This is a genomic window from Bradyrhizobium sp. CCBAU 45321, from assembly GCF_028128975.1.
GTDB lineage: Bacteria > Pseudomonadota > Alphaproteobacteria > Rhizobiales > Xanthobacteraceae > Bradyrhizobium > Bradyrhizobium yuanmingense.
The window spans coordinates 157,515-170,396 of sequence record NZ_LFKZ01000125.1 but is presented as its reverse complement, the minus strand read 5'-3'; the positions used below and the strand labels follow the sequence as shown (position 1 = coordinate 170,396).

The window sequence follows — 12,882 nt, the reverse complement described above, 5'->3', positions numbered from 1 at the left end:
GAGGGCAAAGTTGATATAATCGTCCGGGGACGACACCGGGTGATTTGGCTTCGCGCTTCAGCTCAACCAGAATTTCGGCGTCGTCGGCTCCAGCCTTCCGCCCATGCGCACCGGCGCGATGCGGAGCGCGAGGCCCGTCGCGTCATCCGTCTCCACCGCAACGCCGCTGAGCGTCGCGGCGCCCGCGGCCGGCTCGAAACGGCCCGACGGAATCCCCGATGTGAACCGGCGCAGCGGCTCTTCCTTTTGCATGCCGATGATGGAATCGTAATCGCCGGTCATGCCGGCGTCGGTCATGTAGGCGGTGCCGCCGGTGAGGATCTGGTGGTCGGCGGTCGGCACATGGGTGTGCGTGCCGACGACGAGGCTGGCGCGGCCGTCGCAGAAGAAGCCGATGCCCTGCTTCTCGCTTGACGCCTCGCAATGGAAGTCGACGACGATGGCGTCGGCGGCAACGCCGAGCGGACAGGCTCCTAGCTCGCGCTCGAGCGCGGCGAAGGGATCGTCGAACGGGGTCATGAAGACGCGGCCCAGCGCGTTGACGACGAGCGCGTGCTTGCCATTCTTGGTCTCCACCAAGGCGGCGCCGCGGCCGGGCGTGCCGCGCGGATAATTGGCGGGACGCACCAGGCGGTCGGCGCGCTCGATGAAGACGAGGGCCTCGCGCTGGTCCCAGGAGTGATTGCCGAGCGTCACCGCATCGGCGCCGGCCTCGAGAAACTCCTGGTAGATCGCTTCCGTGATGCCGAAACCGCCGGCCGAATTCTCGCCGTTGACGACGACGAGATCGAGCGACCAGTCCTTGACCATGCCGGGCAGATATTCGGCAATCGCCTCGCGCCCGCTACGGCCGACGACATCACCCACGAACAGAATGCGCAACTTCAGAACTCCGGAAATCGAACACGTCCGATTCCGTTAGCACATAATCCAGCGCCACGTCGTGGGATAGTGCCGGAACCGCCTCGATCTCCTGCACGGCGAATGCGAGCCCGATGCCGACGATCTGCTTGGTTTTGCGCAAATGCGCGAAGGTGAAATCGTAATGCCCGGCGCCATAGCCGATGCGATGGCCGAGGCGGTCGAAGGCGGCGAGCGGCGTCAGCATGATGTCGGGAATGACTTCGGCCGCAGCAGGTGAAGGTTCGGGAATGCCGAGCGGGCCGAGCATCAGGCGGTCGTTCGGATGGAAGATGCGGAAGATCAGCGACTGCCCGCGCGCGGTGACGCAAGGCAGCGCCAGCCTGGCGCCCTCTTCCGCGAGCCTCGCAAGCAGCGGCATCGGATCGATCTCGCTGCGGATCGGCGAGTAGCCGGAGACGATGCTGCCGGACAGCAGCTTGAACGGCAGCCCGCGCTTGGCGAGCTTTGCGGCGGCCGCGATGCGTTTCTTCTCACTGAGCGCGTCGCGCTTTGCGAGGGCCTTGGCACGGAGTTCGGCTTTGGAGTTGGGCATGTGCGTTTTCCCCCGAAGGCGAAGTCTTTGCTCCGCTGTCATCACCCGCCTTGTGCGCCCTGCGCACTGGGGCGGGTGATCCAGTATTCCAGAGACGCTAGTGCAAAAACCTCGACGCCGCGGCGTACTGGATGCCCCGCCCCCCGTGCGCAATTGCGCACTAGGCGGGGCATGACACTGCCGGTTTGTCGTAGACCCCACTCGACAAGAACGCACTGCAAGCAAACATAACTGCAAGCAAACAAAAGTGCGAAGCCGCGAACGCCGTTGAAGCACTCGATCCCGGAGTTCCCTACGAAAGTAGGTGGGCACCATATGTCCGAGCCCACGGGCCCGGCCAGGGACAGTTCCCTAAAGGATCGATAAGGCCCCGGGGATATATGGCTCCTGACGCACGTCGCAGCCTCGCGGAGGCAATGTAACAACGATACTGACGAATCGCCAGTGCGGCGAGAGTGCCGAGCTTCGGTGTAGTGAAGCGGGCGGCGAGCCACGACGGAGGTGAACTCCCTCTCCCGCCTGCGGGAGAGGGTTGGGGAGAGGGCTCTCACCTCTTGGGGATTCTCGCCCAGCGGAGACACCCTCTCCCCAACCCTCCCCCGCAAGCGGGGGAGGGAGCGCACTGGCCGCGTGGCTACTATCGAGCTTCAGCCGATCGCGATCCCATTGCCGACGGTGCGGTTCAGGACCTGGGTCGATTTCTCGATGCGTTCGGCGGCGGCGTTGAGCGCATTCACCACGGCGGTCTGCGTCATGCGGGCGCGCTCGACGGCGGCGTTGCGGAAATCCCTGAGCTCGATCAATTCCTGCTCCAGGGCGCGGACGCGGTTGCTGGTGTCGATCAGCTCATCGCACACGGTGAGCGCAGCCATGACGGTGAGGCGCGCATCGCCGATCTCGCCGAACTTTCCGCGCAGCGACTGGATGCGCGTCTCCAGCGTCTCGGCGAGCTTGAGCAGCCGCACCTCCTGGCCCTCCTCGCAGGCCATGCGATATTGCCGGCCGTTGATGGTGACGTTGATGTGGCTCATCCGTCCTCTCCGGTATCGAGCACCGAGCGTATCGTGACGATCGCGGAATCCAGCCGGTCGGAGATCTCGCGATTGGTGCGCTCGAGCTTGCGTGCCTTCACCAGCGCGCCGTCGAGTTCGTCGGCAAGACGCGAGCGATCCGCGCCGAGCGCCTGGATTCGCGCCGCAAGCTCGTTCTCGTCGCGATCGGCGTCGCGCCGCCGCTCCACCGCACTTTCAAGCGCGTCGAGCGCCGCCATGAGTCTGCGGGTCGCAATCTCGATCTCGACGGCGGACGACTCCGTCATGGCGGAACTGTTGGATACGCGATCGTTCATGCAGTCAGCGGCGGAACCTGGCGGCCTTTGCCCAGTGGCCTTTCCCTGGAGCTTGCCGTCCGGCAAAAGACTCGGTTCGGCAAGCGGTTAGAAGCAGAAATTTACAAAGCAAGCTAGCCGAGCGCAACGCCGCCGCAAAACTATGCACCGATCAATCGGGACGACGTGCCGATCCGTCGCTTCCGCCTAGCGCGATCCCAGCGGAAAACCGATGTCCACACAGGCAACTTTTGCGGCCAAACCGGCGTTCGATTGCCTTGGACTCCCGGAACCGAGGTGCTATCCCAGCGCCAACCTTCAGTGGCCGCCAGGCTTCTCCCCGCGCGGGCAACCATCGCCAAGCGCTTCATTTCAGACGGATTTCAGACATGACGCAGGTCGATCACACCCGTATGGCCAACGCGATCCGCGGCCTTGCGATGGACGCTGTCGAGAAGGCGAAATCGGGGCATCCCGGCCTGCCGATGGGCGCCGCCGACATCGCCACCGTGCTGTTCACGCAGTTCCTGAAATTCGATGCCGCCGCGCCCGCCTGGCCGGACCGCGACCGCTTCGTGCTCTCGGCCGGCCACGGCTCGATGCTGCTCTATTCGCTGCTGTATCTGACCGGCAATGACGAAATGACGCTGGACCAGATCAAGCAGTTCCGCCAGGTCGACTCGCTGACCCCCGGCCACCCCGAGAACTTCCGTACCAAGGGCATCGAGACCACCACCGGCCCGCTCGGCCAGGGCATCTCGACTGCGGTCGGCATGGCGCTGGCCGAAAAGATGCTCGCCGCCGAATTCGGCAAGAAGATCGTCGACCACCACACCTATGTGCTCGCCTCCGACGGCGACCTGATGGAAGGCGTGTCGCAGGAAGCGATCGCGATGGCCGGGCACTGGAAGCTCAACAAGCTGATCGTGCTCTACGACGACAACGGCATCTCGATCGACGGCCCGACCTCGATCTCCGATTCCGTCGACCAGGTGAAGCGCTTCAAGTCGGCGGGCTGGGCCGCCGAAAAGATCGACGGCCACGACCAGGCCGCGATCGCCGATGCGATCACGCGCGCGAAGAAATCCAATAAGCCGACGCTGATCGCCTGCCGCACCACGATCGGCTTCGGCGCGCCGCACAAGCAAGGCACCTCGAAAGTGCACGGCGAAGCACTCGGCGCCGACGAGCTCAAGGCTGCCAAGGAAAATCTCGGCATTTCGCTCGAGCCGTTCGCGGTCGCCGACGACGCGCTGAAGGCCTGGCGCGCTGCCGGCAGCCGGGGCGCCGCGGCACGCCAGGAATGGGAAGCCCGGCTCGGTGAGCTCGGCAGCCGCAAGCGCGCCGAGTTCGAGCGCCGCCTGCGCCATGAGCGTCCGGCTTCGCTGGCAAAGGCGCTGAAGGCGCACAAGAAGGAGCTGCTGGAGAAGCCGCTGACGGCTGCCACGCGCAAATCCTCGGAGGCGGCGATCGAGGCGATCGCAGCCGCAATGCCGATGGAATTTTTGGCAGGCTCGGCCGACCTCACCGGCTCCAACAACAACAAGGCGAAGTCGGCGACCGCCTTCTCGGCCAAGACGCCGAAGGGCCGCTTCATCCATTACGGCATCCGCGAGCACGGCATGGCCGCCGCGATGAACGGCATTTTCCTGCACGGCGGCTTTGCGCCGAATGGCGCGACCTTCCTCGTGTTCACCGATTATGCGCGTCCGGCGATGCGCCTTGCCGCGCTGATGGGCGCCGGCGTCGTCTACGTGATGACCCACGATTCCATCGGCCTCGGCGAAGACGGCCCGACCCATCAGCCGGTCGAGCATCTCGCCGCGCTTCGTGCCATTCCCAACATGCGCGTATTCCGTCCCTGCGATGCCATCGAGGTCGCCGAGTGCTGGGAGCTCGCGCTCAACCGCGTCGATGGCCCGACCGTGCTGGCACTGACGCGCCAGAACCTGCCGCAGCTGCGGACCACGGCACCCAACGACAATCCCTGCGCGGCCGGTGCCTATGAGCTGGTCGCCGCCCAGGGCGAGGCCAAGGCGACGCTGTTCGCCTCCGGCTCTGAGGTCGAGATCGCGGTCGCGGCCCAGAAGCAGCTCGCGGAACGCGGCGTCGCCTCGCGCGTTGTCTCCGTTCCCTCGCTTGAGCTGTTGCTAGCGCAACCAGAGGCCAAGCGCGCCGCCATCATCGGCAACGCGCCGGTGAAGATCGCGATCGAGGCCGCCGTGCGCTGGGGCTGGGATGCCGTGATCGGCCAGGATGGCGAATTCATCGGCATGCATTCGTTCGGCGAAAGCGGCCCTGCCAAGGAGCTTTACAAGCATTTCGGCATTACCGCCGAGGCCGCGGTTAACGCTGTGCTGAAGCGCGTTTCCTGAGAGTTGAGCTTGCCGCAAAAAAGGACTACCTAATCTCCCATATGATCAAGCACCGCCCGGCCGAACCGGGCGCCCGCCCCTAAAAAACCTCGCAGGCGCGCTATCCGCGCGTTGTGCGGGATGACAACGGTCATTGAAGGAGACGAAACATGGCAGTCCGCGTCGGAATTAACGGTTTTGGCCGCATCGGCCGCAACGTCCTGCGGGCTATCGCCGAGTCAGGCCGCAAGGATATCGAGGTCGTCGGCATCAACGACCTCGGCCCGGTCGAGACCAACGCCCATCTCCTCCGCTTCGACAGCGTCCACGGCCGCTTTCCCGGCACCGTCACCGTCGACGGCGACTCCATCAACCTCGGCAACGGCAAGATTAAGGTGACCGCCGAGCGCGATCCCTCGAAGCTGCCCTGGAAGGATCTCGGCGTCGACATCGCGCTGGAATGCACCGGCATCTTCACCTCGAAGGACAAGGCTAGCGCGCACCTGACGGCCGGCGCCAAGCGCGTGCTGGTCTCCGCGCCCGCCGACGGCGCCGACGCCACCATCGTTTACGGCGTCAACCACGACACGCTGACCAAGGACCACCTCGTCGTCTCCAACGGCAGCTGCACCACCAACTGCCTCGCCCCGGTCGCCAAGGTGCTGAACGATCTCGTCGGCATCGAGACCGGCTTCATGACCACGATCCACGCCTATACCGGCGACCAGCCGACGCTGGACACGTTGCACAAGGATCTGTACCGCGGCCGCGCCGCGGCGATGTCGATGATTCCGACCTCGACCGGCGCTGCGAAGGCGATCGGCCTCGTGCTGCCCGAGCTGAAAGGCAAGCTCGACGGCGTCGCGATCCGCGTGCCGACCCCGAACGTCTCGGTCGTCGACCTCAAGATCGTCGCCAAGCGCGCAACCGACGCCAAGGAAGTCAACGCGGCGATGAAACGCGCCAGCGAGCAGCAGCTCAAGGGCATCCTCGGCTACACGAGCGCGCCCAACGTTTCGATCGACTTCAACCACGACCCGCACTCCTCGACCTTCCACGAGGACCAGACCAAGGTGCAGAACGGCACGCTGGTGCGCGTGATGTCCTGGTACGACAACGAGTGGGGCTTCTCGAACCGCATGGCGGACACCGCCGTTGCGATGGCGAAGGTGATCTGACCAGAGTCTCGTGTCCCGGACGCGGTGCAGCGCGCTTGCGCTGCTCCGCAGGGCCGGGACCCATCTTAACCGCGGGGCTCGCCGTGACGTGGGTCCCGGTTCAGCGCAGCGGCGCCCTGCGCCGCAGCGCGCCCGGGACAAGGAAGCGTGAGATGACGAACAAATTCCGCACCCTCGACGACGTCGACGTGAAGGGCAAGCGCGTGCTGCTGCGCGTCGACCTCAACGTGCCCATGGAGAGCGGGCGCGTCACCGACGCCACCCGGCTCGAGCGCGTTGCACCGACCATCACCGAGCTCGCCGACAAGGGCGGCAAGGTCATCCTGCTCGCGCATTTCGGCCGCCCGAAGGGACGCGATGCCAAGGACTCGCTGAGGCCCGTCGCGGAGGCGCTGGCGAAGGTGGTGAAGAAGCCCGTCGCGTTTGCCGAGGATTGCATCGGCGAGCCCGCGGCCAAGGCCGTCGCCGGCTTGAAGGATGGCGACATCCTGTGCCTGGAAAACACCCGCTTCCACAAAGAGGAAGAAAAGAACGATCCCGCCTTCGTCGCGGAACTCGCGAAGCTCGGCGACATCTGGGTCAATGACGCGTTCTCGGCCGCGCACCGCGCCCACGCCTCGACCGAAGGCCTCGGCCACAAGCTGCCGGCCTATGCCGGCCGCACCATGCAGGCCGAGCTGGACGCGCTGGAGAAGGCGCTGGGCTCGCCGAGCAAGCCCGTCATCGCCATCATCGGCGGCGCCAAGGTCTCGACCAAGATCGACCTGCTGGAAAACCTCGTCACCAAGGTCGACGCGCTCGTGATCGGCGGCGGCATGGCCAACACCTTCCTGCACGCGCAGGGCGTTGCGGTCGGCAAGTCGCTGGCCGAGAAGGATCTCGCCGCCACCGCGCTGCGCATCATGGAGAAGGCTGAAGCCGCCAATTGCGCCATCATCCTCCCGGTCGATGCCACCGTTGCCTATCACTTCGCCGCCAACGCGCCGTCGCACGCCTATGGGCTCGATGCGATCCCGGCCGACGGCATGATCCTCGACGTCGGTCCGCAATCGATCGCGCGCGTCCATGCCGCGATCGACGATGCGGCGACGCTGGTCTGGAACGGCCCCCTGGGCGCTTTCGAGATGCAGCCGTTCGACCGCGGCACGGTCGCGGCCGCCAAGCACGCCGCCGAGCGCACCAAGGCCAAGAAGCTGATCTCGATCGCGGGCGGCGGCGACACCGTCGCAGCGCTCAACCAGGCCCATGTGGCCGGTGACTTCACCTATGTGTCGACGGCCGGTGGCGCGTTCCTTGAATGGATGGAAGGCAAGCCCCTGCCCGGCGTTGAAGTTCTGCGTAGCAAGTAATCAAGCGGCCTTTGAGGCCCCAACGGGAGACAAAGACAGATGGCTCGGATCACGTTACGTCAATTGCTCGACCACGCGGCGGAGAACGATTACGGCGTACCGGCCTTCAACATCAACAACATGGAGCAGGCGCTGGCCATCATGGACGCGGCCAACCAGGTCGACGCGCCCGTCATCATTCAGGCCTCGCGCGGCGCGCGCTCCTACGCCAACGACGTCATGCTCAAGCACATGATGGACGCGGTGACCGAGATCTATCCGCACATTCCGGTCTGCGTGCATCTCGACCACGGCAACGAGCCGGCGACCTGCATGACCGCGATCCAAGCCGGCTTCACCTCGGTGATGATGGACGGCTCGCTCAAGGCCGACGGCAAGACCCCCGGCGACTGGGGCTACAATGTCGGGGTCACCAAGACCGTGACCGACATGGCCCATCTCGGCGGCATCTCGGTGGAAGGCGAGCTCGGGGTGCTCGGCTCGCTCGAGACAGGCATGGGCGACAAGGAAGACGGCCACGGCGCCGAAGGCAAGCTCAGCCACGACCAGCTCCTGACCAATCCGGACGAAGCCGTGAAGTTCGTGCAGGAGACCAAGGTCGACGCGCTCGCGATCGCGATGGGGACGTCTCACGGCGCTTACAAATTCACCCGCAAGCCCGACGGCGACATCCTCGCCATGAACGTGATCGAGGAGATCCACCGCAAGCTGCCGAACACGCATCTCGTCATGCACGGCTCCTCCTCGGTGCCGCAGGACCTGCAAGACATCATCAATGCCTATGGCGGCAAGATGAAGCCGACCTGGGGCGTGCCGGTGGCCGAGATCCAACGCGGCATCAAGAACGGCGTGCGCAAGATCAACATCGACACCGACAACCGCATGGCGATGACCGGCCAGATCCGGAAAGTTCTCAAGGACAACCCGGAAGAGTTCGATCCGCGCAAGTACCTGAAGCCGGCGATGGAAGCCATGACCAAGCTGTGCAAGCAGCGCCTGCAGGAGTTCAACACCGCAGGCCAGGCCTCCAAGATCAAGAAGGTGCTGACCACCGCCGAGATGGCCAAGCGCTACGCCAAGGGCGAGCTGGATCCGAAGGTGGCGTAAGCGATCCCCGCGTCGCGTAAGCGATCGCGAGGTTGCGTGATCTCTCCTCCCTCTCCCCGTTCTTACGGGGAGAGGGTCGGGGTGAAGGGCTCTCTCCGCGAGTTGTGCCCTATCGACAGACCTGTACCCCCTCACCCGGATTTTACGCGTTGCGTAAAATCCGACCTCTCCCCGCAAGCGGGGGCGAGGTGAAGGTCCGCCCAGCCCGGCCAGCCATTTTACCCAACAGACCTCCCCGACCCCCTGCGACGAACGATAACTCGGCAATTGCCCGAGAACGGTCTATTTTCACGGGCAAGGGCAGAATCGTTTTGGGAGGACCTCTCGATGAATCTGACTGAGCTCAACAAGATCGCGACCGCCATGGTCGCGCCGGGCAAGGGCATCCTTGCCGCCGATGAATCCTCCGGCACCATCAAGAAGCGTTTTGACGCCATCGGCGTGGAATCGACCGAGGAGAACCGCCGCGACTATCGCGAGATGCTGTTCCGCGCCAAGGACGCCATGAGCCAGTACATCTCCGGCGTGATCCTCTATGACGAGACGATCTGGCAGAATGCCAAGGACGGCACGCCGCTGGTCAAGCTGATCGAGCAGGCCGGCGCCATTCCCGGCATCAAGGTCGACGAAGGCACGCAGGCCTTGCCGATGTGTCCCGGAGAGCTCGTCACGGTCGGGCTCGACAGGCTCGCCGAGCGGTTGAAGAAATATTACGAGCGCGGCGCGCGCTTTGCCAAATGGCGCGCGGTGATCGACATCGGCAGCGGCATTCCCTCGATGACGGCGATCAGCGTCAATGCCCACGTGCTGGCGCGCTACGCCGCGCTGTGCCAGGCCGCGCAGATCGTGCCGATCGTCGAGCCGGAGGTGCTGATGGACGGCGACCACGACATCGAGCGCTGCTACGAGGTAACGAGCCGCGTGCTCAACAAGACCTTCCAGGAACTGCGCGTGCAGCGCGTGGCGCTGGAAGGCATGGTGCTGAAGCCGAACATGGCGATATCAGGCAAGAAATGTCCGAAGCAGGGCTCAGTCGAGGAGGTCGCGGAGAAGACGATACGGCTGCTGAAGGCCTGCGTGCCGGCGGCCGTGCCCGGCATCGCCTTCCTGTCCGGCGGCCAGTCGGACGAAGAGGCGACCGCGCATCTCAACGCCATGCACAAGCTCGGGCCGCTGCCCTGGGGCCTGACCTTCTCCTACGGCCGCGCGCTGCAGGCCGCGCCGCAGAAGGCCTGGTCGGGCAAGCCTGAGAACGTCGCGGCCGGCCAGCGCGCCTTCAGTCATCGCGCCCGCATGAACGGCCTCGCCTCCAAGGGCGAATGGCAAAGCAGCTTGGAACAGAAGGCAGCCTAGACCTTGTCGAACAAACCGCCTCCGCCGCGCCCGGCGCCGCGTCTCTATCTCGCGACGCCCGTCGTCGATGATCCCGCGACGCTGGTCGCCGAGCTGCCGGGGCTGATCGCGTCCGCCGACATTGCCGCCGTGCTGCTGCGGCTGAAGGAGACCGATCAGCGCGGCATGATCTCGCGCGTCAAGGCATTGGCGCCGCCGGTGCAGAAGGCGGGCGCGGCACTCCTCGTCGACGGCCATCCTGATATCGTCGCGCGCGGCGGCGCCGACGGCGCGCACCTGCCCGGCATCGCCGCGCTGAAGGAGGCGCTGCCGTCGCTCAAGCCAGATCGCATCGCCGGTGTCGGCGGGCTGACGACGCGGCACCATTCCATGGATGCGGGCGAGATGGGCGCGGATTACGTGCTGTTTGGCGAGCCCGATGCGAAAGGCCAGCGGCCGTCGTCGCAGGCGATCGCCGAGCGGCTGGACTGGTGGGCCGAGCTGTTCGAGCCGCCCTGCGTCGGCTTTGCCACCGCGCTGGACGAGGCTTACGATTTCGCCGCCAGCGGCGCCGATTTCGTGCTGGTCGGCGACTTCATCTGGGCCGATCCGCGCGGGCCCAAGGCCGCACTGATCGAGGTCGATGCCGCGATCAAGAAGGCCCATGCGACGGCGCTGGCCGGCCAAGATCCTGCGGGCCAGGAGCACGGCCAGCGCCCGACATGAAGCTCCCGTGCATCACCATGCTGGCCACGCTGCTGCTGACAGTGCCCGCGGCCGCGCAGCTGCAGATCACCCCGCCGGCGACGACGCCGAGCGCACCGGCAGAGAAGCAGAAGCCAAAGCCGCCCGCACCTGCCAAGAAGAAGGAGGCGGCGCCGGCGCCGAAGCCTACGGCATCTCCCAAGCCGTCCGCTTCGCCCAAGCCGGCAACCGTGATCCCCGCGCCGCCGTCCGACGATCCCAACGTCGACCTCGTGTTTGGCGCCTATCAGCGCGGCCAGTACAAGACCGCGTTCGAGCTCGCCACCGTGCGCGCGCAAGCCGGCGATGCCAAGGCGATGACCATGCTCGGCGAGCTCTATTCCAACGCCATGGGCATCCGGCGCGATTACGCCAAGGCGGCCGAATGGTACAAGCGCGCCGCCGATGCCGGCGATCGCGAGGCGATGTTCGCGCTCGCCATGCTGCGCATCTCCGGCCGCGGCGGCCCGGTCGACAAAAACGAGGCGGTCAGGCTGATGGCCTCGGCTGCCAAGCTCGGCGAGCCCAAGGCGGCCTACAACCTCGCTCTGCTCTACCTGGACGGCCAGACGCTGCCGCAGGACGTCCGGCGTTCGGCGGAACTGCTGCGCCAGGCCGCCGATGCAGGCCTGCCCGAAGCGCAATACGCGCTCGCGACCTTCTACAAGGAAGGCACCGGTGTGCCGAAGGACCCCGAACGCGCGGTGCGGCTGCTCCAGGCCGCCGCGATCGCCGACAATGTCGATGCCGAGGTCGAATATGCCATCGCGATGTTCAACGGCACCGGCACGCCGAAGAACCAGCCGGCGGCTGTCGCCCTGCTTCGCAAGGCCTCCCGCCAGGGCAGCGCGATCGCGCAGAACCGGCTGGCCTGGGTGCTGATCAACGGCGTCGGCACGCCCGTGGACAAGATCGAAGGCTTCAAATGGCACCTGGTGGCCAAGACGGCCGGCAAGGGCGACCCCGAGCTCGACAAGCAGCTTTCCGATCTGCCGGCGGATGAGCGCGCCAAGGCCGAGGCCGCCGCCAGGAAGTGGCTCGGGTCCAAATGACTTGACGCGGGGCCCCTCACGGGGCACCCAATCCCCCAAACAGGCGCGTTTCCGCGCCCCTCCCCCCGATCAAGACCAGAAGCATATGCTGTATTCCGCCACTATCAACGTCATGGTCAAGGCAGCGCGCCGCGCCGGCCGCAGCCTCAAGCGCGATCTCGGCGAGATCGAGCATCTCCAGGTCTCGCTGAAGGGTCCCGCCAATTTCGTCTCGCTCGCCGACAAGCGCGCCGAGGAGATCCTCTACCAGGACCTCGCCAAGGCCCGGCCCGGCTACGGCTTCATCGGCGAAGAGGGCGGCACCCGCGAGGGCACCGACAAGAGCCACACCTGGATCGTCGATCCCTTGGACGGCACCACCAACTTCCTGCACGGCATCCCGCAATTTGCGATCTCGATCGGGCTCGCGCGCGAGGGCACCGTGATCGCGGGCGTGATCTACAATCCCGCCAATGACGAGCTCTACATCGCCGAGCGCGGCAAGGGCGCCTTCCTCAACGACCAGCGCCTGCGCGTCGCCGGCCGCCGCCAGCTGAGCGAATGCGTGGTGGCCTGCGGCCTGCCCCATATCGGCCGCGGCGACCACGAGGAATTCCGCCGCGAGATGACCGCGATCCAGGACCGCGTCGCCGGCTTGCGCCGTTTCGGCGCCGCCTCGCTCGATCTCGCCTTCGTCGCGGCCGGCCGGCTCGACGGGTATTGGGAGCGGAATTTGTCGCCCTGGGACATCGCGGCCGGGCAGATCATGGTGAAGGAAGCCGGCGGCACGGTGAGCGATATCGCGACCCCGGGGGATCCGCTGATCACCGGGCATGTGGTGTGCGGCAACGAGTATGTGCACGGGGAGCTGGTGAAGATTTTGCGGAAGCCGGCGTAAGGCGGAAGCTCGCACTCCACATTCCCCGTCATTCCGGGGCGCGCCTCTTGGCGCGAGCCCGGAATCCATTCATCGACCGTGAACGCGGCCCGATGGATTCCGGGCT

At 65.9% G+C, this 12,882-nt stretch carries 12 protein-coding genes and 1 other RNA gene; 8 read left to right on the top strand and 5 right to left on the bottom strand.

Annotated features, from left to right (window positions below):
• Window positions 1-57: 57 nt before the first annotated feature.
• The 5 genes from ACM43_RS22495 to ACM43_RS22475 form a co-directional block, all read right to left on the bottom strand.
• Window positions 58-882, bottom strand: coding sequence for a TIGR00282 family metallophosphoesterase (locus ACM43_RS22495; protein WP_271542880.1), 825 nt, complete (start codon window positions 880-882; stop codon window positions 58-60).
• Complete coding sequence (locus ACM43_RS22490) at window positions 860-1,456, bottom strand: 5-formyltetrahydrofolate cyclo-ligase (protein WP_271542879.1); 597 nt, start codon at window positions 1,454-1,456, stop codon at window positions 860-862. Before ACM43_RS22490 ends, ACM43_RS22495 begins: the two co-directional genes overlap by 23 nt.
• Before the next feature lie 248 nt (window positions 1,457-1,704).
• Window positions 1,705-1,865: non-coding RNA, 6S RNA (gene ssrS, locus ACM43_RS22485), on the bottom strand.
• 238 nt (window positions 1,866-2,103) lie between these two features.
• Window positions 2,104-2,487 carry a cell division protein ZapA gene (locus ACM43_RS22480; RefSeq protein ID WP_271542878.1) on the bottom strand — a complete coding sequence of 128 codons (384 nt, stop codon included), beginning with the start codon at window positions 2,485-2,487 and terminating at the stop codon, window positions 2,104-2,106.
• A complete protein-coding gene (locus tag ACM43_RS22475) occupies window positions 2,484-2,804 on the bottom strand; it encodes a DUF4164 domain-containing protein (protein WP_020608063.1) in 321 nt (106 codons plus the stop codon). The genes ACM43_RS22480 and ACM43_RS22475 overlap by 4 nt, the downstream gene beginning before the upstream one ends.
• 368 nt (window positions 2,805-3,172) lie before the next feature.
• Between ACM43_RS22475 and tkt the strand changes: the two genes are divergently transcribed.
• From tkt to ACM43_RS22435, 8 genes are all read left to right on the top strand, one after another.
• On the top strand, window positions 3,173-5,158 hold the full coding sequence (gene tkt / locus ACM43_RS22470) for a transketolase (RefSeq protein ID WP_271542877.1): 1,986 nt from the start codon (window positions 3,173-3,175) through the stop codon (window positions 5,156-5,158).
• Window positions 5,159-5,307: 149 nt separating this feature from the next.
• The gene (gene gap / locus ACM43_RS22465; RefSeq protein WP_271542876.1) at window positions 5,308-6,315 is read left to right on the top strand and encodes a type I glyceraldehyde-3-phosphate dehydrogenase; all 1,008 of its coding nucleotides are present in this window, start codon (window positions 5,308-5,310) and stop codon (window positions 6,313-6,315) included.
• Window positions 6,316-6,467: 152 nt separating this feature from the next.
• On the top strand, window positions 6,468-7,664 hold the full coding sequence (locus ACM43_RS22460; protein ID WP_271542875.1) for a phosphoglycerate kinase: 1,197 nt from the start codon (window positions 6,468-6,470) through the stop codon (window positions 7,662-7,664).
• A gap of 39 nt (window positions 7,665-7,703) precedes the next feature.
• Entirely contained in the window at window positions 7,704-8,771 is a 1,068-nt protein-coding gene (fba, locus tag ACM43_RS22455) for a class II fructose-bisphosphate aldolase (RefSeq protein WP_025034030.1), read from the top strand.
• Between the two features lie 327 nt (window positions 8,772-9,098).
• Window positions 9,099-10,124 (top strand): class I fructose-bisphosphate aldolase, encoded by a 1,026-nt coding sequence (locus tag ACM43_RS22450; RefSeq protein ID WP_271542874.1) that lies wholly within the window; start codon window positions 9,099-9,101, stop codon window positions 10,122-10,124.
• Between the two features lie 3 nt (window positions 10,125-10,127).
• Window positions 10,128-10,829 (top strand): thiamine phosphate synthase, encoded by a 702-nt coding sequence (locus tag ACM43_RS22445; protein ID WP_271542873.1) that lies wholly within the window; start codon window positions 10,128-10,130, stop codon window positions 10,827-10,829.
• Entirely contained in the window at window positions 10,826-11,899 is a 1,074-nt protein-coding gene (locus ACM43_RS22440) for a tetratricopeptide repeat protein (RefSeq protein ID WP_271542872.1), read from the top strand. The genes ACM43_RS22445 and ACM43_RS22440 overlap by 4 nt, the downstream gene beginning before the upstream one ends.
• A gap of 85 nt (window positions 11,900-11,984) precedes the next feature.
• Complete coding sequence (locus ACM43_RS22435; RefSeq protein ID WP_157283741.1) at window positions 11,985-12,776, top strand: inositol monophosphatase family protein; 792 nt, start codon at window positions 11,985-11,987, stop codon at window positions 12,774-12,776.
• Window positions 12,777-12,882: the final 106 nt, after the last annotated feature.

Coding starts and splice junctions, on each gene's coding strand:
- ACM43_RS22490 (WP_271542879.1), bottom strand. CDS start 1,456: ATGCCCAACTCCAAAGCCGAACTCCGTGCCAAGGCCCTCGCAAAGCGC.
- ACM43_RS22480 (WP_271542878.1), bottom strand. CDS start 2,487: ATGAGCCACATCAACGTCACCATCAACGGCCGGCAATATCGCATGGCC.
- ACM43_RS22475 (WP_020608063.1), bottom strand. CDS start 2,804: ATGAACGATCGCGTATCCAACAGTTCCGCCATGACGGAGTCGTCCGCC.
- tkt (WP_271542877.1), top strand. CDS start 3,173: ATGACGCAGGTCGATCACACCCGTATGGCCAACGCGATCCGCGGCCTT.
- gap (WP_271542876.1), top strand. CDS start 5,308: ATGGCAGTCCGCGTCGGAATTAACGGTTTTGGCCGCATCGGCCGCAAC.
- ACM43_RS22460 (WP_271542875.1), top strand. CDS start 6,468: ATGACGAACAAATTCCGCACCCTCGACGACGTCGACGTGAAGGGCAAG.
- fba (WP_025034030.1), top strand. CDS start 7,704: ATGGCTCGGATCACGTTACGTCAATTGCTCGACCACGCGGCGGAGAAC.
- ACM43_RS22450 (WP_271542874.1), top strand. CDS start 9,099: ATGAATCTGACTGAGCTCAACAAGATCGCGACCGCCATGGTCGCGCCG.
- ACM43_RS22440 (WP_271542872.1), top strand. CDS start 10,826: ATGAAGCTCCCGTGCATCACCATGCTGGCCACGCTGCTGCTGACAGTG.
- ACM43_RS22435 (WP_157283741.1), top strand. CDS start 11,985: ATGCTGTATTCCGCCACTATCAACGTCATGGTCAAGGCAGCGCGCCGC.